This window comes from Cohnella sp. LGH, from assembly GCF_017671885.1.
In the GTDB taxonomy this organism is placed as follows: Bacteria; Bacillota; Bacilli; order Paenibacillales; family Paenibacillaceae; genus Cohnella; species Cohnella phaseoli.
The window spans coordinates 7,930,988-7,955,810 of record NZ_CP072117.1; the positions used below are offsets into that span (position 1 = coordinate 7,930,988).

A 24,823-nucleotide genomic window follows, 5' to 3' on the forward strand; every position below is an offset into this window, starting at 1 on the left:
TTCATCCGCTCATTTCGCTCTCGAGCTCGCGGATCCGGTCTCGCAGCTGCGCGGCGGTCTCGAAATCCTCCCGCTCGATCCTGCCCTGCATTTCCTTCTTCAGCCGCTCGATTTCGCGCTTCGTCTTCAAGTGACCGGCCGCCCGCTTCGGCATTTTGCCAACGTGGACCGTGCTGCCGTGTACCCGCTTCAGAAGCGGATCTAGCCGCTCGGAGAATTGCTTGTAGCACTCGCTGCACCCGAAACGTCCTACCTTGCTGAACTGAGTATAGGTCATCCCGCAAGCTTCGCACTTAACCGCCGGCTTGACCGTCTGGTTCCGGGGCTCGAAGTCGAGCAATCCGGAAAGCAGATTATGAATGGAAAATCCTCCGGCCGTCCCGGGAAGCATCTCCCCTTTGTCCCTGGCGCACGTCTCGCAGATGTGCAGCTCGGTTTTCTCCCCGTTGACGAACTTCGTAAAATGAAGCGTAGCCGGCCGTTTGCCGCATTCCTGGCACTGCATAGCCTTCTTCCTCCTCCCGTCATTTCGCAAGCAAGGCGATCAGCATCGCCTTGAGCAGCTTCGCCCGAATCTCGTCTCTGACCGGAAGCTTAAGCGCCAACGCATCCCGCGAGACGGCCGCCTTCAGCAAATGCGCTTCCCTCTCGGTCAGAAACCGGGCCTCCTCCAACTGGTAAATCAGACCCTCCGCGGTTGTCTGGTCGATCCGTTCCCCGACCGTCTGACGGATATGGCGCTGTACGGCCTCGACCGACGGCAGGCTCACGCGCTGAATACGGATGTAGCCTCCGCCTCCGCGTTTGCTTTCCACGTAGTAGCCCTTCTCAAGCGTGAACCTCGTGCTGATTACATAATTGATCTGCGACGGCACGCAGGAGAATCTGTCGGCCAGCTCGCTCCGCTGAATTTCAATAGCGCCTGCCTGGCTGTTCTCCAGACTCTGCTTAAGGTAGTGTTCGATAAGATCGGAAATATTACGCAACGTCCAACCTCCTTTCTTCGATCCAAGCCGGCATAGCCGGTTAGTCAATGAGGGGTGGATCTGACTTTGACTTTCTTTGACTATAACTTTATTATACGCCGCTTTTTGAAAAATGCAACTTCGCATGCACGAGATTCCGATGCTGCGGAAAAAGCAAAAAAAGCTGCCCGGATTCACGAGGCCGCATCGCCTCCCGGACAGCCATGCTTTTATCCGCTTCGACCCGGTTCCGGACCGTTCCTTCGCTTCTCCAACCGCTCCCGGATCTTCTCGCCAACCGCTTCCGGGGAAAAAAAAGTTCGGATCGTTCTCTGTCCGTTGCTGGCGATCCGCCGTCTCCATTCCTCGTCGTACACTGCTTTCCACATGAGATGGACGGCATGCTCCTGATCGGGCTCCGCCCATTGCTGGTGCGCCTTATACGGGCCGTAGTGGGTTCCGATCCGGGTTAGACGATAGCGCACCGCACCTGAGTTCATCTCGTCCATAAAATCCGCGTTGCCCGACCAATGCGTTCCGATGACCGGTTTGCCAAGATACATCGCTTCAGCCAGAGGCAGGCCGAAGCCTTCGGAGCGATGCAACGCAATGTAGCAATCCGCGCAAGCAAGCAGAGCGTTGGCTTCGGAGCGGCTGAGCACCCGATCGACGATCCGCACGTTCGGCAGTCCCTCCGCCTCCTGCTGCAGATTGTCGACCTCCGCCTGCTGTGGATTGTTCATTTTGATAACCAGCCCGGCCTGCATACCGTATCGCTCGACAGCTAAGCGATAAGCCCTCAGAACGGCCGACGGATTTTTGCGCGAAGAATAGCTGTAAGTATCGTACATGCATAGGAACAGAAACTTTTTCTCCGGCAGGCCGAACGATTTCCGCTGGACGTCTTGGGGAACCTCCACTCGAATGCCATGAGGGACGACGTAGACGGGAACGGGGGATTTGCGCGCCACGCTGTCCCGGACGAAGGCCGAAGGAACCCATACTTCGTCCAAATGACGAAAGCCTTCGGCGTATTCGTCGGGAAACTCCGGAAGCTCCCAGTGCCAGTAACCGATGTTCGTTCTTCCCCCGAACCATTCCTCTCCAAGCTCCGAATAGGCGAGCGGCATCCGATCGGCATTGATGTGAAACAGATTGACGGGGTAGAGCGGCGCGTCGATCTCGGCCGAGCTCCAGGACAAATCCCGATCGCGCGAAATATTGCCGCCCGAGTAGTTCAGAATGCCGAACGGAATTCCCGCTGCGCTCAGCGCCTTGGCCGCCAGCCTGCAGGACTCGCCGATCCCCATCTCATATCTCGCGTATCCGATCAGATTGACGCCAGGCAACATACCGTCCCCCTCCTAAGCGTAGATCATGGAATCGATCACCGGTTGCCAGACAATCGGGTCCATGCCGTATTCGATCGGAACGAACTGCCTGGCCCAGGTCATCAATCCCTGCCGGTCCGCTCCGTGAGCGGCGGGAAACAGCCTTTGCAGGTCGACCCGAGTCTCGTAGATTTCCTTCAGCAAATTCGGCATCGGAGCGGCGACGCTCGCCGGAGCGAACAGCCAGCGGTAGAATCCGTTCGGAGTCAGCGTGTGGAAAGGGTTGCCGAACGTCGATGGCGCTCCGAGCTTCCGATACAGCTTGCGGGCGACTGTCGGAATTACGACGCCGTTATCGAAGTAATTGTAGGTATAACGGCTGCCTGCCGTTGTCGGATAGCCGTTCGCGATCAGGCGAGAGACGTAGGCGTTGAACAGCCCGTGCAAATGCGGAGCATCCGTCCATTGGTGACGGTTCTGATGCTTCGAGATGCGGGAAAGATCCGGAGTCAGACCGCTGAAATGGTAGAAGATCAACGGCTTCCCGTATATCTCGTACATCCCGTTGCGCCAAAGGATCGGCCGTTCGTGAAGATTCCAATATGCGGCATTGTATGCCGGGTCCTTCAAAATATGAACGCCCTCGAACAGAGCCGGCGCGAAGTCCATCCATTTCTGATCGACGTGGTAGCCTTGAGCGGGCTCCATCAGACATTCGCATGTCAGCCTGTCTTTCCACCAGCGCAGCATCTTGAACGTCTCGTCCGTACCGTGCAAAGCGATAAAGCCGAGATTGTATACTCCCGCCTGCAGCAGCTCCGCCTCGCCGGGCTTATGCCGGTCGGATGGAAGAGGCGTCAAAATATGCGGAGTCAGCACGATCGCATGCTGCGGCAGCAGCCGGTACAGATCGTCCATCCGGTGCGTGATGAGAATGTCGGGATCCATGTACACAATCGATTCCAGTCCCCGCTTAAGCAGCAAATATTCGAGAAAGAACGGTTTTACCGCCGTATTGAATTCCGTAATGTCATACTGGAATCGCATATCGGGCCAAATCGGCAGACCGATCTCGGGCAGGCGCACCCATTCGAACGGCTCTTCGCGATGCGCAAGCGTCCCGTCGTCCTCATCAGCCAGCAAAACGTACACTTTGCCAGTCGGATGCTGCTCAAGGAACGATTGCCCAAGCGTTCGGGCAAACGCGATATAATTTTTAGAGACAATCGTGCACAGATTATCCATTAGTCCTCTCCTTCCTTCAAGGCTGCGAGCGCCAGTATTGAAGGAGATCCTGCATCGTCCGTTCGAACGGAATTTCCGGCTTCCACCCTGTCGCTTCGTTAAATTTACGGTAATCCCCGAGCAGGATTTGCACGTCCGAAGGACGCAGTCGGCTCGAATCGGTCTGCACTTCAATATTGACGTTGCTGAAGCTCAGCAGCGTATTCAGCATCTCGGCGATCGTGTAACAGGTTCCAGACGCGATATTATAGTTTTCGCCCGGCTGCCCCTTCTCCAAGGCCAGCCAATAGCCGCGGACAACGTCGCGCACGTCGGTGAAATCGCGTTTGGCTTCCAAATTGCCGACATGAATGACGGGCGCTTTCCGGCCCTTCTCGATATCGACGATCTGTTTGGCGAAATTGGACGTTACGAAGTTTTCCCCGCGGCGCGGACCGGTATGATTAAACGTAATCGTTCGAACGACGTGCAATCCGTAGCTTCTAAAATATTGGTAGCCCAAATAATCCTGCGCTACTTTACTGATCGCGTAGGGGCTCAGCGGACGAAGCGGGTTTGTTTCCCGAATCGGCGTCTCCTCCGGCTCCACTTGACCGTATTCCTCACTTGAGCAAGCGATCTGGATTTTCGCCGGCAACTCGAACCTGCGAACGGCTTCGAACAGATTAACCTGACCCGCGACATTGTTATGAATCGTATCGATTGGCGAATTCCACGACGTCGGCACGAAGCTCTGCGCCGCAAGATGGAAAATAAGATCCGGCTTCTCCTGACCGATCAGCGTCTCTACCGAGAATGGATCGCGCAGCTCGCACTCCGCGAGACGAATGTCCTTCCGCAAATGAGAGATATGGTCCATCCGGCTCCGGTTGCGAATCGTTCCGACCACTTCCACGCCCTGGCGCAGCAGAAATTCCGCCATATGACTACCCACGAAACCCGATATGCCGGTCACGAGCGCTTTCATCAACCGACGCCTCCCCCCTGTTTTTCCACGTGCTGAACGATCGATTTTAGCTTCTGCTCCATTGACTTATGGCAGATCAATACGCCTTCCGCGGTCGAGACGATAATCAGGTCTTCCGCTCCTATTACGATCGTCTTGCGACCTTCGGAGAAAATAATGCTGTGGCTCGAATCGAACGCATGGACGGAGCCGTGCAAAATATTGCCGTTCGAGTCCGCCTCCTCCTCCCGGATTCTCTCCAGCGAAGCCCAGCTTCCCATGTCCTCCCACTCATAGCGGAACGGCAGCGTAAACAAATTATCCGCCTTTTCCAACACGGCGTAATCAACCGATATTTTCGGCAGGCTGGCGTACACCTTTTCCGTATGCTGACCTGCTTGCGAAAGCGCGTTCCAGATGGTCGGCTGGTGCTTCTCCATTGCCTCCGCGATCGTAGACGGCCGCCATACGATTATGCCGCTGTTCCAGAAAACGTCCGGCTTCGCCGCCAATTGGCAGGCCGTCTCCAAGTCCGGCTTCTCGATGAAAGCGATGACCTGCCGCTCGCCCTCGATTCCTTTTCCCCCGGCGGTCTGAATGTAACCGTAATTCGTCTCGGGACGAACCGGGACGATGCCCAGCGTCACGATGGCGCTGGAGGCGTCGGCGATCGCCTCCGCTTTGCAGAACGCTTCATACAGTGCGAGAATATTCGGGATATGCTGATCGGACGGCATCATGACGAGCGTCTCATTGTCTTCCTGCCGAAGAAAATACAGCGCCGACAACGCCACGCACGGCCCCGTATCCCGCTGCACAGGCTCCAAAATAAGCCGACTCTCGTTCAATTCGGGCAGTTGCTCCAGAACGAGTGACCGATATAACTCCGCGGTGACGACATAGATCTGCTTCGGAGGGACGATTCGGGCCAAACGGCGGTACGTCAACTGGAGCATCGTCTCCTCCGAGGTCAACGCGAGAAACTGCTTGGGCCGATCCTCCACGCTTCTCGGCCATAGACGGCTGCCTTTGCCGCCTGCCATTATGACGATTTTCATTTGTCTGTCCCCTTCGCTGATATCAACGGAATCCGATCCCGGCGGATCGACCGCTGCAAATACACGGTTTATTGTATGGATCGCCCGCCCTGACGGCATGGACGATTAACTACCGCGCCGCAAAATGGTCCATCCGCCCTGCTCCGTCGCCTACGAGCGGAACCCCGTTACCGCATGCCCAACAGCTGCTTGATCCTGCTTCCGACAACGGAAGGGGAATATTCGAAATGAACGTCGAAAGCCGCCTTTCTGCTGATTTTCTCCCGCTTAGCCCTGTCCTCGTACAATTCCCGCATCGCCCCACCTACGCGATCGGGCCGAATGTCGGCCCACATATGGCTGTAGTAATATTCCGGACGTTCGGACTGCAGCTTGGCGTCGACCGGCACCAGCTCCTTCTCCGGCTCGATCAGCACGCTGTTGTCCTCATTCATAAATTCCGTGTATCCTCCCCAGTTCAGACCGATCGCCGGCTTGCCGAGCGCCATCATTTCCATCGCGGGCATCCCCCAGCCGGCCCGGTCTACGGATACGTAAGCGTCGCAGCTTAAATACAGATCGATCAGCTCCTGCTCGCCGAACGGTTCAACGATAACGAAAATTTGCGAGAACAGCCGATCTGCGGGAACGTAAGTGCGAATAACCGCCATGACGTCCTCCGGTTTATAGCCGCTGTGCACATAAACCTTCAGCACGAGCGAGACGTCCTCCGTCCGGTCGAACTCCCTGCAGAACGAATAGATCAGCAAGTCAACGCCTTTGCGAAAATCGAATCCGAATACGTAAAGGAACGAGAAATTCCTGAGCGGAGGAGAGAAGACGACCCGGTTATACGGCCTGCCCGGGTAAAAGCGCGTCACGTCGATCGGATAAGGAACGACCCGCAGCTTGGAGGCATCGACACCGCTTCGCGAAAACGTATCGTAGTTAAACTTGGAAGGCACCCAAACTTCATCTAATTGGTTGCACAGACGCGGCCAATCGACCGGAACGCGGTCGGTCTCGAACAACGTGACACCGATCGTTCCCGTAACTCTTACACTGGGGCGATGCATATGGAAATGAGCCGGAACCCCGTGCTGGACGCAGACCGGTCGGTCTCCGATGTTGCCCGTAGACAGCCGCTCCAGCCAGTTTACCGTCTCTTCCCCAATTTCCGTATTATGCCGGGTGGCCATACTCGGAGCGATATAGACGGGAATGTCCGCCGCCTCCAGCGCCCGCAAGTAGTTTCGCGATACGTTCCCGTAACCGCCCATATCGTACACCGGGCCGACCCAGTAAACTCCCGTACAGGTCACTTAAACACCGCCTCTCTTTCATTGCCACTCCTTTTCGTCAGTATATGAACGCTTGAGCGGGGTTGCTTCGCCCTCGCCGCCCTTAACGCGACCTGTACCGACATTTGTCCATGCACAATAACGTTAGCCGCATATACTTCATTACTGGTGTGAATTATCTACCCCGTTAAGGAAGGAGTGCGCCCTATGGGAATTACCGACCTGGAGCTGTTCAACTATTTTCTATGCGACCGGGAGCCGCTTCCCTACAATCAGCTCCCCTACGGCAATTGTTCCGAACGCACGATAGAAATACCGATCGCAATCCGTTTTCTTCGCCGGATGGAAGCAGGGATTCGTGAGCCGTATCTGGAGATCGGCAACGTCTTCGCCAATTACTTGTCGCTGCTCGATCCGCACCCCGAGCTGAAAAACCGCATCGTCCTGGACAAATTCGAGGAAGCACCCGGCGTGCTGAACGAAGATCTGATGGACTATACGCGCAAGCATTCTTTGATTCTCTGCCTCTCTACGGTAGAGCATATCGGCCAGCATGCGTACGGAGAGCAGAAATCGGGCGATCGCGAAGCCCCGCTCCTCGCCCTTCGCCACTTGTATAATTTGCTGGAGCCGGGCGGCTCCGCTCTCGTTACCGTGCCTTTCGGCAAACTGATGGACATGGGGTGGCTCATCCAGTTCAGCGACGAGTACCTCAGGCTGCTGACCGACAGCTACGGCGTCCCCGCCGAAGCGCTGGAGATCTCCTATTTCCGCAAGCTCGATATGGATATGCATCTGAACAATCCCAAGCAGTGCTGGATTCAATGCGAGAAGGAGGAAGTTGCGGAGGCGCGTTTCGACAGCCCCTTCATGTTCGCCAACGGCATTGCAGTCATTCATATGAGGAAGATCGGACGCGACGTCGCTTCCGCTCCGCTGGCCCACGAACCGTTGAGCTTCTTGTCCGCTCCGGCCGTCTCCAGCGTCTATTTCACCCCTTTTGTCCGACCGGCCGGCTTTGATAAGGACGGCTATTTTCCGGCGGTTCGTCCCGGTTACATTTTCTATGGTCCGTCGCTAACGTTGGCCCCCAAGAGCTATATCCTGCAAGCCTCGTTCGAAATCGACGGTCCGGGCGAGTTTACGTTGGAGATGACTTCCAATCGAGGACGACGCCTTCTGTGGAGCCGCACCATCCTTCGCAGCGAGCAGTTGTCCGAACCGATCGAAATCGGGCTCGAAGAGCAGCAAGCGGAAATCCGTCTGTATCAGCACAATGCCGCGCATTGTCGTGTCAGAGTCCCTGTACTCATCCTGAAAGAGGCGTAAACGAATTTAGGAGGAATTGAATTGTTCGATCTGACCAGACCTTACGTCTATGTAGGGGATCATACGATATTGACCAATTTAAACGCCGGTCCCGCCATGTTTCTGGATTTGCGGGACCCCGTCTGCATGGCGATCTATCTTACCGGTCAGTGGGAGAGCTGGCTGACGGGCACCTTCCTCTCCGTTGTCAGGCCCGGAATGATCGTTCTGGATATCGGCTCGCACAGCGGCTATTTTACTCTTCTGGCCGCCAAGCAGGTCGGTCCTACGGGGTATGTGCATGCGTTCGAGCCCAACCCGTTCCACCATCGCAATTTGATCAAGAGCGCCGCCCTCAACGGATACGCCCATGTGCTGCTTCACCGCGTGATGGTCTCGGATAAGAACGGCGAGGAAGTCATTGAGACGAATGGAGACGGAGGTTCCAGCATTGTCTATCCTCAGTTGGCCCCGCTCATCAAGCCTACTAAAACCAAGGTGCGCAAAGCTGTCCTGAAGGAGCTGATCCTTCCCCATACGAAAGTTGACGTTATCAAGATCGATATCGACGGCGGCGAGCCGTATATTATGGACAGTCTGTTCGAAGTAATCGACGCGAGCGGACGGATGGTGATCTTCATGGAGTACTTGCCATTTCTGTGGGGCGGAATCGATCCTGCTCCTATCATGCAGAGGTTTTACGATAAAGGCTTTGCGATCTTTAACGTGGCAATGAACGGATCGGGCATGAAGCCTGTTACGATACACGAGCTTGCCGCACATACCGGTCACTTGCATTGGGATTTGATCATGGTGCGCAACTAAAGTCCGAATCGAAAGAGCGAGGTGCATGCGTCTTTGCGAAGCAATCGGGAAACGGCTTCCCGGCTGCCTTCGGAGACGTATGCACCTCGTCTTTTGTTACGGTTTCTCGATAATCAGACCGATCGATGTCGAGACATATTGACCGAGCAGAAGCCGAAGATGAACGGGATTGCTATAGGGGGGAAGATCGACATAAGATTCGAACGGTCCGGTGCCCGCCGTATAATCGACCGTTACGAGATAGCCTTCTCCTCTAAGCTCCGCGGCCATCGCTTCAATATCCTGATGGCGGAAAATGACCAGCACCGGCGCTTCCAGCGTAGCTACGTTAGACGTCAGATTGTACTCCGTCGTATGCACGGCGACTCCTCCGGGACGAAGGCATTTCATCTGATTAACGATAAACCGTTTGCCGTGCTCGATCGATCCCAGATGCTCGAAGCTGCAGGAGGACCACGTAAAATCGAATTGGCCCGTGTATTTGGGATGGATATTGTTCATATCGGCGCTTTCATAAGAAACCAGCTGCTGGAATTGGTGCGGATCGCAAAGCCCCTTCTCATTGAGATCGGCGAGGCCGACAGCATGCTGATTCGTATCCACCCAGCCTTGAGCTTTGGCGAGGTCTACGTCCAGATCCGTAGCTACGATCTCCGCTCCCTGCGAAGCGAACGCGGCAGCAAGCGGCTCCTTGCCCACTCCGAAGCCAAGCCCGCGCCTGAACGGCATCAGCTTGCCGCGTTCGCGCAGCGCTTCGTAAATATAACACCATTCCCACAGCTTGCGGTGAAACCTCATCGGTTCGTTCAGCTTGACGCAAGCGTCGACAAACCAGGTCTGCGAGAAATCCGTCTCCCGGCACAATTGCGATTGAAGCATCGCACGTCCTCCTTCGTTACGTTGTTCGGATTTGCGGGACGCCTCCCGGACTTTCCTGAATTCGCCATAGCACCGTCGGATTTTCGCCTAAGGAACTGCTCAGCTCTATCGCCTCCTGCAGCGCTTCCGAGAAAGTCACCATCGTGCGGAGCTCGCCCATGCAGGCCGAGGCGCGGGCAGATAGAGCTTCTCTGTCCTCCTTGTCGCGATACAATCGACGCATCGCTGACAGCAAGGCATTTTCGACATCGTCTCCCGGTTGAATTTTTATCGCCGCATCATCGGGTACGAACCGGCAGAAATCCGCGTCGTACATGATCGTTGGAATGCCTGATGCGATCAGCTCATTCACGATATCCGACAAAGCATAGGCCTGCGGATCGCTCAGCTCGATCGCGGCATGCGCTTTAGCGAGCTGTCTTTTATACTGCTTATACTGAGGTGCGATCTTGAGGTGAACGTACTTCTCCAGCCCAAGCTCGGTCACTAGATCCTCTACTCCTTCGGGGAGTGCCGACCCGTCGCCGGACAATAACGTATAGCTGACATTCGAGCAACCCTCGTCGATCAGCCTTCTCAAGCAGCGAAGAATCAAGCGATAAGACGTTTCGCTTCGCTCCGTGCAGACCGTTGCGAAGAGGATGTGCGAACGGCTGCCAGGATTGCCGGGTTTGCCGGGTTTGCCGGGTTTGCCGGACGCAGACGAGATTGCGGGCGGCGGCGCTTCGATAACCGTGCGATACTTCTCCTGCAGCAGCCGTTCCCTTGTGTTCCGTTCATCGACAATAATGGCTTTGGCATGCTCCAAATAGTACCGATTGAGCGGTACGGCGGAACGGGGCGCCGCCCCTCCAAGTATGGCGTCCATCCAGTTCGGCGCAAGCGATCCGAACTCCTTGGCCAGTACCCGATAATACGCATGCAGATCGTTGCGTTCAATCGTAAGCCTCCAGGTCAGCTCATGCAGATTGCTGCCGTGTAAGACGACGATACCGGGAATATGCGCCATCTCGGTCAGATAGGGGGCGATAAACGAAAAGCGTTCCCCATTGCCGATCTCGTAGACGACAAAATCGTATTTACCTTTGCGACTCTCGAAATCGGTATGAACGTAAACCGCAATCGGACTGTCCTCCGTCCTTTCTTCTCCGACCCGGTCGTCCAGCAGCCGTTCGACGAACACGTCGACTTCCCCCCGGTTCGTTAAATAAGGCACGGTGTAGTAAAGCGCCCCGTAGGCTTGCGGATAAAAAGGATGCCGCGATGCAAAAACCGCGATTTTGCGCCGATATACCTTCTCGTAGCCTTCCATCACCTTCTGCGCGACCGAATCCCAGTTGTATTGCCGCGATTGCTGCAGCCCTCGGGCCGCCAGCTCCTGAGCCAACTGCGGATGGGTCAACATCTGAACGATGCCTTCCGCAATGCTGTCCCGGTTTGCGGGATCGACTTGATAGACTGCATCCCCTCCGATCTCCGCCAGCGAGGAATTGTTGGAGGTCAGCACGGGGGTGCCGCAAGCCATCGCTTCCACGATCGGCAGTCCGAACCCTTCGTACAGCGATGGAAAAGCAAACAACGCAGCTGCCCGGTACAGCTCCACCAGATCTCCGTCCGGAACATAGCCCGTGACGACAATCGAGCCCTCTCCTCCGAGCAGACGGGCATGCTCCAGCATGGCCTGTTTCTCATCCTCCGAGGAGTTGTAGACGATGACGAGCTGGTAAGCGTTGGACAGAATTCGATTCGCCGAAATGAAGGCTTCGATGAGCCGCGCCAGGTTTTTACGCGGATCGTCGCCTCCCGTGCATAGCACGTAAGGCTTCGCAATGCCGTAACGATATGGCGCCATTGGGATGGCTCCTGCGGGAAGTGGGGTGAATTTGGGATCGTAGCCGCCCATAATGACGCTGATTTTGTCAGCATCCATTCCGGTTAACCTGACGGCATCGGCTTTCGTCGTCTCCGAAATCGCGTAAATAATGTCGCATGAGCGGATCATCTCAATAACCCGCATGTAGATCGGTCTGACAAAATCGTTCATGTACTGATGCTCCAGCACAAGCGGGATGACATCGTACAGCGTGGCCGCAACGCGAGTGTAGCCGAACCATGCCTTGTTCAGCATCGTATCGCTGTAAGCCTGAAACAGATTCGCCGGCAGGTGGAAAAGATTGAACGGACTCGTCATATGGTACACGTCGATACGGTTGCGATACAGAAACTGCTGCAGCTGGTCCTTCAGATATTCCGCGCCTTTGCTCACGTCCGGATAGAAATAATAATAGGAGTGCCCCGTTTCCTGCTGCAAAATGGCCTCGATCATATTTTGCGAATAGCGACCGATCCCCCTCTTCATCGCCTCCGTCTTGGCGAAAAACATATCGAACGCAATATTCATCTGAACAGATTCACCACCGTTCGCAGACGTCTTCATCTTACACATGGTTATCGTATGTTTCCTCGGCAAGAGGGGATGGGCAAGCGCGGGGCATTCAGAAAAAAAGGGCGGGCTTTGAGGCGACAACTTCGCGGGGGAACATTTTTTCTGCGACGATCTCATTCACGTAGAGGTATATGCCCCATGGTGGGGCATCCGTAAAGCAAGTAACGCCAATTTCCTGAAAGATCATCGATTGCCTCTTACGGTCTCTCAGACCGTTACGCAGGCGGATTCGGGGGATTCGCTCCTTCTTACGGTCTCGCAGACCGTTACGCAGGCGAATTCGGGGGATTCGCTCCTTCTTACGGTCTCGCAGACCGTTACGCGGGCGGATTCGGGGGATTCGCTCCTTCTTACGGTCTCGCAGACCGTTACGCAGGCGAATTCGGGGGATTGGCCCACTCTTACGGTCTCTCAGACCGTTACGCAGGTGGATTCGGGGGATTCGGTTGCCTAAAGGAAGGGATTGCTCAAAAAAATCGCCTATTAGCGCTTTCGCACCATATAAACACAAAAAACACCCGGTTAAGGGTGTTTCTCTTGTCTATCCAGCCCTGGTCGTCGACTTCGTCGACTGCTCGGGCATGCATCCAGCCTGGCGACGTCCTACTCTCCCAGGACCCTGCGGTCCAAGTACCATCGGCGCTGGAGGGCTTAACGGTCGTGTTCGGGATGGGTACGCGTGGAACCCCTCCGCCGTCATCACCAGACCAGATTGCTTCATTTCAAGCCATGTTTAACATGGCATTCAAAGCTTGCGCCCTGAAAACCGGATACGAACCAAACTCGCGCTTAGAAGAAGGTGAAGTGTCTTGCTTTGTAGGCCAATTCACTGTTCGTAGCGATTTGCATCGCACGAGGTTAGGATAAGCCCTCGACCGATTAGTACTCGTCAGCTCCACACATTGCTGCGCTTCCACCCCGAGCCTATCAACCTGGTGTTCTTCCAGGGGTCTTACGAATTGGGAAATCTCATCTTGAGGCAGGCTTCGCGCTTAGATGCTTTCAGCGCTTATCCCTTCCGCACTTGGCTACCCAGCGATGCTCCTGGCGGAACAACTGGTACACCAGCGGTGCGTCCATCCCGGTCCTCTCGTACTAAGGACAGCCCCTCTCAAATTTCCTACGCCCGCGACAGATAGGGACCGAACTGTCTCACGACGTTCTGAACCCAGCTCGCGTACCGCTTTAATGGGCGAACAGCCCAACCCTTGGGACCTACTTCAGCCCCAGGATGCGATGAGCCGACATCGAGGTGCCAAACCTCCCCGTCGATGTGGACTCTTGGGGGAGATAAGCCTGTTATCCCCAGGGTAGCTTTTATCCGTTGAGCGATGGCCCTTCCATTCGGTACCACCGGATCACTAAGTCCGAGTTTCCTCCCTGCTCGACTTGTAGGTCTCGCAGTCAAGCTCCCTTATGCCTTTGCACTCTTCGCGCGATTTCCAACCGCGCTGAGGGAACCTTAGAGCGCCTCCGTTACTTTTTAGGAGGCGACCGCCCCAGTCAAACTGTCCGCCTGACACGGTCCCTCTGCCCGATTCAGGGCAGCAGGTTAGAACTCCGATACGATCAGGGTGGTATCCCAACGGCGCCTCCACTGAGGCTTGCGCCCCAGCTTCATCGGCTCCCACCTATCCTGTACAGACCGTACCAAAGTTCAATATCAAGCTACAGTAAAGCTCCATGGGGTCTTTCCGTCACGTCGCGGGTAACCTGCATCTTCACAGGTACTAAAATTTCACCGGATCTCTCGTTGAGACAGCGCCCAAGTCGTTACGCCATTCGTGCGGGTCAGAATTTACCTGACAAGGAATTTCGCTACCTTAGGACCGTTATAGTTACGGCCGCCGTTTACTGGGGCTTCGGTTCACAGCTTCGGGTTGCCCCTAACCACTCCCCTTAACCTTCCAGCACCGGGCAGGCGTCAGCCCGTATACTTCGCCTTACGGCTTCGCACAGACCTGTGTTTTTGCTAAACAGTCGCTTGGGCCTCTTCACTGCGGCCCCCTCGGGCTATTCACCCTACCGAGGCACCCCTTCTCCCGAAGTTACGGGGTCATTTTGCCGAGTTCCTTAACGAGAGTTCTTCCGCGCGCCTTAGAATTCTCATCTCGCCCACCTGTGTCGGTTTACGGTACGGGCACCTTCTCCTGGCTAGAGGCTTTTCTTGGCAGCGTGGGTGTACGACCTTCGGTACTGTGATTTTCCCTCCCCATCACAGCTCAAGGTTACAGTATGCGGATTTGCCTACATACCCCTCTCACTGCTTGGACGAGCACATCCATCGGCTCGCGTCGCTTCCCTCCTGCGTCCCCCCATCGCTCATAACGGATTACGGTGGTACAGGAATTTCAACCTGTTGTCCATCGACTACGCCTTTCGGCCTCGCCTTAGGTCCCGACTTACCCTGGGCGGACGAACCTACCCCAGGAACCCTTAGGCTTTCGGCGGACAGGATTCTCACCTGTCTTTTCGTTACTCATACCGGCATTCTCACTTGAATGCAGTCCACCAGTCCTTCCGGTCTGACTTCTACCCGCATTCAACGCTCCCCTACCCAAGCATGCCATAGCTTCGGTGGTGTGTTTAGCCCCGTTACATTTTCGGCGCAGAGTCACTCGACCAGTGAGCTATTACGCACTCTTTAAATGGTGGCTGCTTCTAAGCCAACATCCTGGTTGTCTTCGCAACTCCACATCCTTTCCCACTTAACACACACTTGGGGACCTTAGCTGATGATCTGGGCTCTTTCCCTCTTGACGACGGATCTTAGCACTCGCCGTCTGACTCCCGAGTATACATCCATGGCATTCGGAGTTTGACTGGACTTGGTAACCCTTGGCGGGCCCCGCACCCAATCAGTGCTCTACCTCCATGATGCTCAACCTCGAGGCTAGCCCTAAAGCTATTTCGGGGAGAACCAGCTATCTCCGAGTTCGATTGGAATTTCTCCCCTACCCCCACGTCATCCCAGAGCTTTTCAACGCTCACGAGTTCGGGCCTCCAGTGCGTGTTACCGCACCTTCACCCTGCACAGGGGTAGATCACACGGTTTCGGGTCTACGACCACGTACTTAAGCGCCCTATTCAGACTCGGTTTCCCTTCGGCTCCGCCTCATCAGCTTAACCTTGCACGTGAACGTAACTCGCCGGTTCATTCTACAAAAGGCACGCCATCACCCCTAGATCGGGCTCTGACTTCTTGTAAGCGCACGGTTTCAGGTTCTCTTTCACTCCGCTCCCGCGGTGCTTTTCACCTTTCCCTCACGGTACTGCTTCGCTATCGGTCGCCAGGGAGTATTTAGCCTTGGCAGATGGTCCTGCCGGATTCCCACGGGGTTTCACGTGTCCCGCGGTACTCAGGATCCGTCTCGGAGAGAACACACTTTCGGCTACAGGGCTTTTACCTTCTGTGGCAGGCCTTTCCAGACCTCTTCGCCTAATATGCTCTTTTATCACTCCATGTGAGACGTCCTACAACCCCAGAGAGCAAGCCCTCTGGTTTGGGCTAATCCGCTTTCGCTCGCCGCTACTGACGGAATCACTGTTGTTTTCTCTTCCTCAGGGTACTTAGATGTTTCAGTTCCCCTGGTATGCCTCCGACGAGCTATGTATTCACTCGAAGGTAACTATCCATTACGATAGCTGGGTTTCCCCATTCGGAAATCTCCGGATCAAAGCTCACTTACAGCTCCCCGAAGCATATCGCTGTTCGTCGCGTCCTTCATCGGCTCCTGGCGCCTAGGCATCCTCCGTGCGCACTTATTAGCTTAACCCAGTCGTTTGACACTAGTAAGGCAGAGATGCTTCATTCTTCTTCGCGCAGCATGCAATCGTTAGATTGTATGCAGTTTGGTTCGATATCCAGTTTTCAAGGTGCAAGGGGTTATGAAATTGGTTGGCCTTAGTGGACTCGAACCACCGACCTCACCCTTATCAGGGGTGCGCTCTAACCAGCTGAGCTAAAGGCCATCGCATCTTTCCGCTTGCGCAGAAAATAGCATGCCCGGCTTGGCAACGTCCTACTCTCCCAGGACCCTGCGGTCCAAGTACCATTGGCGCTGGAGGGCTTAACGGTCGTGTTCGGGATGGGTACGCGTGGAACCCCTCCGCCGTCATCACCAAACCGGTTTTGCGAAAGATTGCTCTTTCAAAACTGAACATGAGCGTAAGAAACGTTTGCCACTTCCTTGCGGACCGTGGACTTTGATTAGCTCCGAAGAGCTCCTTAGAAAGGAGGTGATCCAGCCGCACCTTCCGATACGGCTACCTTGTTACGACTTCACCCCAATCATCTACCCCACCTTCGGCGGCTGGCTCCCTTGCGGGTTACCCCACCGACTTCGGGTGTTGTAAACTCTCGTGGTGTGACGGGCGGTGTGTACAAGACCCGGGAACGTATTCACCGCGGCATGCTGATCCGCGATTACTAGCAATTCCGACTTCATGCAGGCGAGTTGCAGCCTGCAATCCGAACTGAGACCGGCTTTGTTGGGATTGGCTCCACCTCGCGGCTTCGCGGCCCTTTGTACCGGCCATTGTAGTACGTGTGTAGCCCAGGTCATAAGGGGCATGATGATTTGACGTCATCCCCGCCTTCCTCCGGTTTGTCACCGGCAGTCAACCTAGAGTGCCCACCATAACGTGCTGGCAACTAAGTTCAAGGGTTGCGCTCGTTGCGGGACTTAACCCAACATCTCACGACACGAGCTGACGACAACCATGCACCACCTGTCTCCTCTGTCCCGAAGGCCGCCGATATCTCTACCGGATTCAGAGGGATGTCAAGACCTGGTAAGGTTCTTCGCGTTGCTTCGAATTAAACCACATACTCCACTGCTTGTGCGGGTCCCCGTCAATTCCTTTGAGTTTCAGTCTTGCGACCGTACTCCCCAGGCGGAGTGCTTAATGTGTTAACTTCGGCACCGAGGGCATGATACCCCCAACACCTAGCACTCATCGTTTACGGCGTGGACTACCAGGGTATCTAATCCTGTTTGCTCCCCACGCTTTCGCGCCTCAGCGTCAGTTACAGTCCAGAGAGCCGCCTTCGCCACTGGTGTTCCTCCACATCTCTACGCATTTCACCGCTACACGTGGAATTCCGCTCTCCTCTTCTGCACTCAAGCTCCCCAGTTTCCAGTGCGTCACGGGGTTGAGCCCCGCACTTAAACACCAGACTTAAAGAGCCGCCTGCGCGCGCTTTACGCCCAATAATTCCGGACAACGCTTGCCCCCTACGTATTACCGCGGCTGCTGGCACGTAGTTAGCCGGGGCTTTCTTCTCAGGTACCGTCATCGGATCATCAGTTAAATGATCCTTATTCTTCCCTGGCAACAGAGCTTTACGACCCGAAAGCCTTCCTCACTCACGCGGCGTTGCTCCATCAGGCTTTCGCCCATTGTGGAAGATTCCCTACTGCTGCCTCCCGTAGGAGTCTGGGCCGTGTCTCAGTCCCAGTGTGGCCGTTCACCCTCTCAGGTCGGCTACGCATCGTCGCCTTGGTGAGCCGTTACCCCACCAACTAGCTAATGCGCCGCAGGCCCATCCTCAAGCCACAGATTGCTCCGTGTTTCCCGATCCGATCATGCGACCAAATCGTGTATCCGGTCTTAGCATTCGTTTCCGAATGTTATCCCGATCTTGGGGGCAGGTTGCCTACGTGTTACTCACCCGTCCGCCGCTAACCTCATCAGGAGCAAGCTCCATCAGAGATCCGCTCGACTTGCATGTATTAGGCACGCCGCCAGCGTTCGTCCTGAGCCAGGATCAAACTCTCCATAATAGAGAGCCAGAAGGCTCATTACTTTATTGCTGGTTTGCCTTCCGACGACCGAAGCCGTCTTCCGACGTTTTTGTTTCTTACGCTCAATGTTCAGTTTTCAAAGAACAATCGGTGTTGCTTGTCCGCTCCGTTCCCGAAGCAAGGTCTTTATCTTACCTCATTCGCCGCCGTCTTGCAACCCTCAATTTTTACCAGATTCGATATTTTTCGAGGATATTCGACTTTGCGAATTCATTCGTTATCCGTCCGTCTCGCGGCCGGAATTAGAATATATCACGTTTCATCATAGATTGGCAACCCCTCAAAATATTCCATTTTAAATCGGGAGTGCAATCTCTATCGTCGTCCCCTCGCCCACAACGCTCCGGATCGCCAGACTCCCTCTATGAGCTTCAATAATCCGGCGGCATACCATCAAGCCCAGCCCCGTTCCCTGTTCCTTTAAAGAAAAAAACGGTTCTCCGATTTTCTCCAAACGGTCCTCAGGAATTCCGACTCCTTGATCAACGATGCGGGTCAGAACCATGCTCTCGCCTATCTTCTCCATCGATATTTCAATGCTGCCGCCTGATGGCATGGACTCGATAGCATTCTTTAGAACGTTCATATATACTTGCTTGATTTGGTTCGACTCGCAAGGAACAAAGTATTCGGGAGAACTCGTCGTTAGCTTCATTTCTACATTGAACAGCAACGCCTGAGGATTCATAAAGACAATAACGCTATTCATGAGAGTCAAAATATCGCATTCGATGAAATGATTCACCTGAGGTTTGGCCATGCCCAGAAATTCGTTTACGATATAGCTTATTCTATCGATCTCCATGAGCATGATGTCAACGTAAGCGGTATTTTGGACTTGTAGCAACTGCAGGAACCCTTTGAGAGCGGTCAGCGGATTCCGAATCTCGTGCGCCACGCCCGCGGCCAACTCCCCCGCGATCGATAACCTGTCCGACCTGCGGATCATTTCTTCCGTTCTTTTGCGCTCGGACAAATCCCGAATGACCAATTGTACGACGGGATTAGCCGAAGTCCGATTGACGCAGATGGAAGCCACCTCGATGTCTACCAACTCCCCGTCCAGCCTTTTCAGCTTCATCTCGATGAAATCCATCATTGCGTCTATTTGTACGACTTTCGTCATTCTCTCTACAATAATCGGAAGATAACTGGAACAGAAAAAGTCCACAATCGGCTTCCCGACGAAATCCTGGTTGGACTGTCCCTTCAATAGCTTAACGCCTGCATCGTTAACAAAAGTAATCATACCCGCTTGATGTAAAATGATCGGTTCGGGGGATAGCTTGATTACTCGGCTGAACTCCTTTTCCTTTGCAGCAAGCTCCAGCTCGGCCCGTTTGCGGTCCGTCATATCCCTGATTAAGAGCTGAACGGCCGTTTCCCCCTGAAAGTCGATCACGACTGCCGTCGCTTCCACATAGATGAGGCTTCCGTCGAGCCGAATCAAGTGTTTCTCCACGCGGTCGGACGATGCGTTGCCAGACATCAATTCCGCAAGAGCCGTCGGCAACTTGACCATTTCTTCAGCGGGAAGGAATCGCGAGACATGCTGACCGAGCAACTGCTCCTGACGATCGGCGCCCATAAGACGCAAAGCGGCCTGATTCACGAAAGCGATCTCATAATTCCGATAAACGACGATCGGCTCGGGCGAGCGTTCTACTAATACCCTGTAGCGTTCCTCGCTCTCCCTCAGCTTGTCCTCGGCTCTCTTTTTCTCCGTCGTATCCCTTTCGATCGCGATGACCGCGACTAGGACCCCTTCCTCGTCGTGTACGGGCGAGATGGTCACGTCTGTATGAAAATAGGTGCCCTGTTTCGTCTTCTTGACCGCTTCGAGCACCGTGATTTGTTCTCCGCGCCTAATTCGTTCCAATATCTGCTTGGATTCGACTCGGACGGCCGGGTCCAGAGGAATTTCCTTGCCGACGATCTCCTCCCGGCTCCAACCGTGCAGCTCCTCGAATTTCTTGTTTGCTTCCAACACAATACCGTTCAGATCGACGACATATACCGCATCCGAAGTCAAATTCAGGAAAGCATTCAGAAGCATTAATCGCTTATTGACGTCTAAGAGCAAATTTTCGCTAATGTTAATCACCCTGAATATGAAATGAGATACTTGAGATACTATTCACCATTCCTCTGCAAAATCCTGTATGTTAACGGAAGCTCCGTAAAAGAATGCTATCTCCTTATCTCTCACTGAGCGAATAATCCGTCCATCGAGCCTGATTGTTGCGATCCAGCTCGTTATCTCCGCCCCTCGAACATTGTAAAAAGCCCTCGGTTCCCGATAACGGGAAAGCCAAGGGCTTTTCTAGTAGAGTTCTATTCACGGGACTTTCCCATCTCCATAACTGAACCGCTCGGCATCGAACCGCCCAGATGCTTCAACCACCCCTTGTACTTCTCCAAAGAAAACGCCGGAAAGCCGAGCAGATAATGATTGCCGTACGTCTGACCGTCGACGGTCCAGCGGATGAGCAGCATCCGTTGGTCGCTATGCGAGATCCGAATGCGGCCCAGCTCGATATTGCCGTTAACGGCGGAGACGAACGGCCCTTCCAGCAGGGTCTCGCCCGAATCGGCGTCCCATACCCGGTACGTTCCCCGCTTCTCCTCCAACGTATCGTTGGACAACACGACCCGGACGTGCCAGTCGGACGGCTCGTCGATCATGACGCACAGATCGCGATGCACGTTTTGCAAGTATTGGAAAGCCAGCTTCTTATTATAATAGTAATCGACCACCGCATCGGAAAACTGCGGCCAGCCGTCGATCATGTTCCACCAGATGATGCCTGTCCTGCGCCATTTTTTCAGCCGCGTCATCTCGACGAAAAACTTCTTGGCCTCGGCCTGGGAAATTTGCGAAGCCAGTGCGAAGTCTTCAAGCCGGTCCGGCACCTCGCCGAACAGCTCCTTGATCTGATTGGCCATCAGCCCGATCCGGTACCCCCACGTCCCCTTTGTGCCGATCGGATCGGAGGCGTGGATCGCCCACTGCTCGTTGTCTTGCCAGGGCCAGAGATGGTCTGCGTCGATGAACCGCTTGATCGATTCGACGTCCGGACATGAGGGGGCATTCCTGGCGGTACGGCACTTCGTGCAAAACGGCCACATTCGCATCGGGTACATCGGCGACAATAAGCTGTCTCCGGGATTTCTCGCCCGCTACCGCGGCTTCTGCGACGCGCTCGATTTCTGGGGGTTGGAGCGCCGCTCCGAATATATGTACGACGTTCATTTCGCCGATTCGTTCGGAGACATCCACTTCGATATAATTCCGTCCAAGCTGGATTACGGGAACTTGCCGTCCGCCTTCTTCTGCGCGAACGATCCGATAGCCTTCGTCGTCAATCACGCTTTGACCGCGCAAGGTATCCGCACGCCGGACGACGTGTCGATTATCGGATTCGATAACCTGGAGTCTTGCCAATGGCAATCCCCGCCGATCAGTTCGCTCGATTATCAGCGGGAGCAGGTCGCCATCCAAGCCGTGAACCTCATGCTGTGGCGCATGGATCACCCGGATGCGCCCCGCAACAAAATTATGGTGAAGCCCGAGCTGGTCGTACGCAAATCCGTGGCCCCTCCGGCAATAAAATAAACGAAAGAGGCTGTCCCATAAGTAAAAAGAGTCGTACGAAAAGATGTTCGATAGAGAATGTTGCCGTGCATGCATCTCTATGAGGCAGTCTCCAGGCTTCAGGAGATACATGCACTTTTTCTGATCGATCATCTTGTACAACTCTGCTTATGGGACAGCCTCTTCGCGCACAACCATCAGCAAATCTTTTCCTTCTGCCAGCGGATCGATTCATCGTACTTCGAATAATGGAATCCGATGCTTTCCCAGTATCTCTGCAAATCTTGACGCTGCCAGCCCTCGTACAGTTCCTCCCACGTATACGGACCGTGCGGCAGCAGCGAGCCGGGCTCGATGACCGTGTCCGGCTTCAAAGCCTGGTACCTGAAATCGCAGGACATTCGGATTTGCCCCGGCTCCTGGTTCGGCATCGACTTGTGAACGGTCAAGCTATTAAAGGTCAACACATCTCCGGCTTCGAAATCGATCGTCTGCCATTCGTAATCAAGGCCGCACAGAATCGTTTCCAGCCCGCCGGCTCCCGGCGCTTCCGTAACGCCCAGCAATCCGGCTTTATGACTGCCTTTCAGCACAGCGAGACCGCCTAACTGACGGGAAACGTCTCCAAGAGGAATCCAGGCCGTCCAAGTTTCGGTTTCTCCTTGTATATGAAGAAAATCCTGATGAGACGGCGTGATTGTGGCATCTCGATGGGGCAGCATCACCCGGGCGATATTTCTGGGATGGGGGAACGGTTCGTAGCCGAATAACGTGCGATACATGGAGAGCAGCTTTTCGTGATGGGCCATTGCATGAAAAGACTCCAGCCCCTGAATCGCCCGATAGATATCCCTCGTCACCCCTACGCCATTCCAGCGAAGCTCTTCGTCGGAATGGCGATTAACCGCTTCCACATCGGCCATCCCGTCGATCAGCGAATAGCGGGAATCCATCAGGCCGCGACTTTCCAGAATCTCCATGACTTCAAGCCTCAGCTTCAGTACGGTCTCCCGCGGAATAAGCCCTTTGAAGAAAAGCATGCCGTCCTTCTCCGCTCGGCCTCGAAGCGCCTCGGAATCGGCAAGCAACGGTGAAGAGTCTAGAAACGTCCCTGCGATCGGACTTAGATTATTGTCCTTAACCGGCTGTTCTTTCACGATTCATCTCTCCTTGGAATATTGATTTTGATGCCATATTATCATAGAAAGAAGATAGAAGGATTTAGCGGCAGCCGGGTCGTATTTGTCATTTATCGGTTTTTACGTTTTCCGTCAGGAGGTATCGTCCATGTCCGACAACGAGCGCAAATTCAACCCAATCGTTCATTATGCAAATCGACTTGCCTGCCGGCCGGGAGAGACGTTCGGTCCGAGAGTAATCGATGATTATCAGTGGCTGTACGTTGAAAAAGGGAAGGGCGAGATCACGATCAACGGTCAAGTGCACCCCGTGGAATCGGGTTGCCTGCTCGGCTACGGCCCGGAGGTTCCGCACCGAATCTACGCCGATACAGAAGATCCCTTCGTCCTGTTCGGCTTGCACTTCGCACCCGATGAATCCGAATACGTCGACCGGCCGCATCATCCCTCCGTACGCAACATCGAGCTTTCTCCGGAAATCGTTCACGGCTCCTCTGCCTCGGACGACGTTCCGAACGCCCTGATCCCCCCTTGTTCGCTTGTCGGGTCATGGGCGCTTCCTTTTTTCGAAGAGCTGGTTAAGGAATTTGATCGTCGGGACGAATATGCGCCGCTGGCTCTTCGCGCCGCGATGATTCGACTTTACGTTCGTCTACGTAGAACGGCCAATGCCGATTCCGCCCCGACCAGGCGCAACGACATCGCCGAACGGATTCGCACTGCGCTCGAAAAGCGTGCGGAAGAGGATTACCGGATGGAGTGGTTGGAGGAGATCACGGGGTATAGCCACGACTACGCCTCAAAAACCTATAAGGAAATCGCCGGAACCTCCCCTCATTCCGATCATCAGAGGATGAGGCTTCAAGTCGCACAAAGGTACCTCGAAACGACCGGGCTGTCGGTGACGGAGATCGCGGATACGCTGCAATTCGGGAGCATTCATTATTTTTGCAAATGGTTCCGCCGTATGTCCGGCTTGTCCCCAAGCGCTTATCGTTCGCGAAAACGGATGATCTAACCTATTGCGAACGCCGCCTCAATCGATTAGGATAATCTCAAGTAAACTTATCGACATTGAGGTGATTTGAATGCGCGAAGTTCCTATGAGATATGTAAAGGCAAACCAAGCGGGAATCGTGCTATCGGTTATTTTATTTTTCCTGCTGCATCAAATTTGGATTTTAGCAGCCCTGTGGGCCATCCAATTGGCCGGCCTGCTTACCGAGGGAAAGCTGAATCTGTTTGTACAGATCGCCAAGCTCGCGCTTAAAAATAAAGGAGAAGAAACGCAGGCGCTTGAGCTGCAGCGCTTCAACAATCTGCTAGCCGTCCTGTTTCTGACGCTTGCGCTCGTCTTTTTCGGCCTGGGCTGGGACATTGCCGGATACGCCTTCGTAGCCATGCTGCTGTTGGCAGCCGGGGCGGCGCTGGTCGGGTTCTGCATCGGCTGCACGATCTATTTCTGGATCAAACAGATACGCGCGGGGCGTTTTCGCCGGAATTAACGGCAAATCCCCCACATACTTTGGTGCATGAAAATATAATTATACGAATATATATTGCGACGGCATCGTCAAGACAAAAACGGCACAGGTTGCCGTTCCTTGAGGTCGACCAGATTAAACGGTCTATGCGTTACTCCGGCCGTTGGGCAATAAGGCACTGATTTAGCCTCCGCTCCACGGCTTGGGTGACACCAGGGCACTTTTTTGGCCTCCACCTGACTCAGACGGATCGATTTAGTCCCTCCCAGACACTTATCCACCTGTCATCAACTCAGACGGATCGATTTAGTCCCTCTCAGACACTTATTCACCTGTCACTGACTCGGACGGATCGATTTAGTCCCTCCCAGACACTTATCCACCTGTCATCGGCTCAGACGGATCGATTTAGTCCCTCTCAGACACTTATTCACCTGTCACTCCGCGGCTTGGGTAGCATAAGGGCACTTTTTTGGCCTCCATTCCACGGCTCCGGTTGGCTAGAGCATAATCTA

At 54.5% G+C, this 24,823-nt stretch carries 18 protein-coding genes, 1 tRNA gene and 4 rRNA genes; 6 read left to right on the forward strand and 17 right to left on the reverse strand.

Annotated features, from left to right (window positions below):
- Position 1: 1 nt before the first annotated feature.
- The 7 genes from J4772_RS32715 to J4772_RS32745 all read right to left on the reverse strand — a co-directional run bounded on the left by J4772_RS32715 (position 2) and on the right by J4772_RS32745 (position 6,846).
- Positions 2-505, reverse strand: coding sequence for a protein-arginine kinase activator protein McsA (locus J4772_RS32715; RefSeq protein ID WP_209073068.1), 504 nt, complete (start codon positions 503-505; stop codon positions 2-4).
- A gap of 19 nt (positions 506-524) precedes the next feature.
- On the reverse strand, positions 525-986 hold the full coding sequence (locus J4772_RS32720; protein ID WP_116065790.1) for a CtsR family transcriptional regulator: 462 nt from the start codon (positions 984-986) through the stop codon (positions 525-527).
- A gap of 209 nt (positions 987-1,195) precedes the next feature.
- A complete protein-coding gene (locus J4772_RS32725) occupies positions 1,196-2,317 on the reverse strand; it encodes a glycosyltransferase family 4 protein (protein ID WP_209073069.1) in 1,122 nt (373 codons plus the stop codon).
- Between the two features lie 12 nt (positions 2,318-2,329).
- Positions 2,330-3,541, reverse strand: coding sequence for a hypothetical protein (locus J4772_RS32730; protein WP_209073070.1), 1,212 nt, complete (start codon positions 3,539-3,541; stop codon positions 2,330-2,332).
- Between the two features lie 16 nt (positions 3,542-3,557).
- Entirely contained in the window at positions 3,558-4,508 is a 951-nt protein-coding gene (locus J4772_RS32735; RefSeq protein ID WP_209073071.1) for a GDP-mannose 4,6-dehydratase, read from the reverse strand.
- Positions 4,508-5,545 (reverse strand): mannose-1-phosphate guanylyltransferase, encoded by a 1,038-nt coding sequence (locus J4772_RS32740; protein WP_209073072.1) that lies wholly within the window; start codon positions 5,543-5,545, stop codon positions 4,508-4,510. The genes J4772_RS32735 and J4772_RS32740 overlap by 1 nt, the downstream gene beginning before the upstream one ends.
- A gap of 167 nt (positions 5,546-5,712) precedes the next feature.
- Positions 5,713-6,846, reverse strand: a complete 1,134-nt coding sequence (locus J4772_RS32745; protein WP_209073073.1) for a glycosyltransferase — start codon at positions 6,844-6,846, stop codon at positions 5,713-5,715.
- Positions 6,847-7,032: 186 nt separating this feature from the next.
- On the opposite strand from J4772_RS32745, the gene J4772_RS32750 reads away from it, so the two are divergent.
- Together J4772_RS32750 and J4772_RS32755 are read left to right on the forward strand one after the other, a co-directional pair.
- Positions 7,033-8,154, forward strand: coding sequence for a hypothetical protein (locus tag J4772_RS32750; RefSeq protein ID WP_209073074.1), 1,122 nt, complete (start codon positions 7,033-7,035; stop codon positions 8,152-8,154).
- 21 nt (positions 8,155-8,175) lie between these two features.
- Positions 8,176-8,958 carry an FkbM family methyltransferase gene (locus tag J4772_RS32755; RefSeq protein WP_247740917.1) on the forward strand — a complete coding sequence of 261 codons (783 nt, stop codon included), beginning with the start codon at positions 8,176-8,178 and terminating at the stop codon, positions 8,956-8,958.
- 96 nt (positions 8,959-9,054) lie between these two features.
- Here J4772_RS32755 and J4772_RS32760 read toward each other — a convergent pair whose 3' ends face one another.
- Positions 9,055-9,837: a methyltransferase domain-containing protein gene (locus tag J4772_RS32760; protein WP_209073075.1), complete on the reverse strand. Its 783-nt coding sequence runs from the start codon at positions 9,835-9,837 to the stop codon at positions 9,055-9,057.
- 16 nt (positions 9,838-9,853) lie between these two features.
- Positions 9,854-12,238, reverse strand: a complete 2,385-nt coding sequence (locus J4772_RS32765; protein WP_209073076.1) for a glycosyltransferase — start codon at positions 12,236-12,238, stop codon at positions 9,854-9,856.
- Between the two features lie 235 nt (positions 12,239-12,473).
- Here J4772_RS32765 and J4772_RS32770 point away from each other — a divergent pair, with 235 nt between their 5' ends.
- Positions 12,474-12,737: a hypothetical protein gene (locus tag J4772_RS32770; RefSeq protein WP_209073077.1), complete on the forward strand. Its 264-nt coding sequence runs from the start codon at positions 12,474-12,476 to the stop codon at positions 12,735-12,737.
- 136 nt (positions 12,738-12,873) lie between these two features.
- Here J4772_RS32770 and rrf (J4772_RS32775) read toward each other — a convergent pair.
- The 7 genes from rrf (J4772_RS32775) to J4772_RS32805 form a co-directional block, all read right to left on the reverse strand.
- Positions 12,874-12,990, reverse strand: a 5S ribosomal RNA gene (rrf, locus tag J4772_RS32775).
- A gap of 152 nt (positions 12,991-13,142) precedes the next feature.
- Positions 13,143-16,059 (reverse strand): 23S ribosomal RNA (locus tag J4772_RS32780).
- Positions 16,060-16,178: 119 nt separating this feature from the next.
- Positions 16,179-16,255 (reverse strand) — tRNA-Ile (locus J4772_RS32785).
- Positions 16,256-16,292: 37 nt separating this feature from the next.
- Positions 16,293-16,409: ribosomal RNA gene (gene rrf, locus J4772_RS32790) — 5S ribosomal RNA — on the reverse strand.
- 106 nt (positions 16,410-16,515) lie between these two features.
- A 16S ribosomal RNA gene (locus J4772_RS32795) occupies positions 16,516-18,069 on the reverse strand.
- The 16S, 23S and 5S rRNA genes sit together here with 1 tRNA gene alongside, the layout of an rRNA operon.
- A gap of 316 nt (positions 18,070-18,385) precedes the next feature.
- Positions 18,386-20,146, reverse strand: a complete 1,761-nt coding sequence (locus J4772_RS32800) for a PAS domain-containing sensor histidine kinase (RefSeq protein WP_209073078.1) — start codon at positions 20,144-20,146, stop codon at positions 18,386-18,388.
- A 278-nt stretch (positions 20,147-20,424) separates the two neighbouring features.
- Positions 20,425-21,243, reverse strand: coding sequence for a phage tail protein (locus J4772_RS32805; protein ID WP_209073079.1), 819 nt, complete (start codon positions 21,241-21,243; stop codon positions 20,425-20,427).
- On the opposite strand from J4772_RS32805, the gene J4772_RS32810 reads away from it, so the two are divergent.
- Positions 21,203-21,706: a substrate-binding domain-containing protein gene (locus J4772_RS32810; RefSeq protein WP_209073080.1), complete on the forward strand. Its 504-nt coding sequence runs from the start codon at positions 21,203-21,205 to the stop codon at positions 21,704-21,706. The two genes, J4772_RS32805 and J4772_RS32810, sit on opposite strands and share 41 nt — an antisense overlap.
- 176 nt (positions 21,707-21,882) lie before the next feature.
- On the opposite strand, the gene J4772_RS32815 is transcribed toward J4772_RS32810, so the two are convergent.
- Positions 21,883-22,842, reverse strand: a complete 960-nt coding sequence (locus J4772_RS32815; protein ID WP_116060549.1) for a phytanoyl-CoA dioxygenase family protein — start codon at positions 22,840-22,842, stop codon at positions 21,883-21,885.
- A gap of 130 nt (positions 22,843-22,972) precedes the next feature.
- Between J4772_RS32815 and J4772_RS32820 the strand changes: the two genes are divergently transcribed.
- Together J4772_RS32820 and J4772_RS32825 are read left to right on the forward strand one after the other, a co-directional pair.
- Complete coding sequence (locus tag J4772_RS32820; protein WP_209073081.1) at positions 22,973-23,842, forward strand: AraC family transcriptional regulator; 870 nt, start codon at positions 22,973-22,975, stop codon at positions 23,840-23,842.
- A gap of 70 nt (positions 23,843-23,912) precedes the next feature.
- Entirely contained in the window at positions 23,913-24,329 is a 417-nt protein-coding gene (locus J4772_RS32825; RefSeq protein ID WP_209073082.1) for a DUF4395 domain-containing protein, read from the forward strand.
- The last annotated feature ends 494 nt before the right edge of the window (positions 24,330-24,823 follow it).

Bases quoted from the DNA above. Each gene is read 5' to 3' on its own strand.
- J4772_RS32715 (WP_209073068.1), bottom strand. From the start codon at position 505: ATGCAGTGCCAGGAATGCGGCAAACGGCCGGCTACGCTTCATTTTACG.
- J4772_RS32725 (WP_209073069.1), bottom strand. From the start codon at position 2,317: ATGTTGCCTGGCGTCAATCTGATCGGATACGCGAGATATGAGATGGGG.
- J4772_RS32730 (WP_209073070.1), bottom strand. From the start codon at position 3,541: ATGGATAATCTGTGCACGATTGTCTCTAAAAATTATATCGCGTTTGCC.
- J4772_RS32735 (WP_209073071.1), bottom strand. From the start codon at position 4,508: ATGAAAGCGCTCGTGACCGGCATATCGGGTTTCGTGGGTAGTCATATG.
- J4772_RS32740 (WP_209073072.1), bottom strand. From the start codon at position 5,545: ATGAAAATCGTCATAATGGCAGGCGGCAAAGGCAGCCGTCTATGGCCG.
- J4772_RS32750 (WP_209073074.1), top strand. From the start codon at position 7,033: ATGGGAATTACCGACCTGGAGCTGTTCAACTATTTTCTATGCGACCGG.
- J4772_RS32760 (WP_209073075.1), bottom strand. From the start codon at position 9,837: ATGCTTCAATCGCAATTGTGCCGGGAGACGGATTTCTCGCAGACCTGG.
- J4772_RS32765 (WP_209073076.1), bottom strand. From the start codon at position 12,238: ATGAATATTGCGTTCGATATGTTTTTCGCCAAGACGGAGGCGATGAAG.
- J4772_RS32800 (WP_209073078.1), bottom strand. From the start codon at position 20,146: ATGCTTCTGAATGCTTTCCTGAATTTGACTTCGGATGCGGTATATGTC.
- J4772_RS32820 (WP_209073081.1), top strand. From the start codon at position 22,973: ATGTCCGACAACGAGCGCAAATTCAACCCAATCGTTCATTATGCAAAT.
- J4772_RS32825 (WP_209073082.1), top strand. From the start codon at position 23,913: ATGCGCGAAGTTCCTATGAGATATGTAAAGGCAAACCAAGCGGGAATC.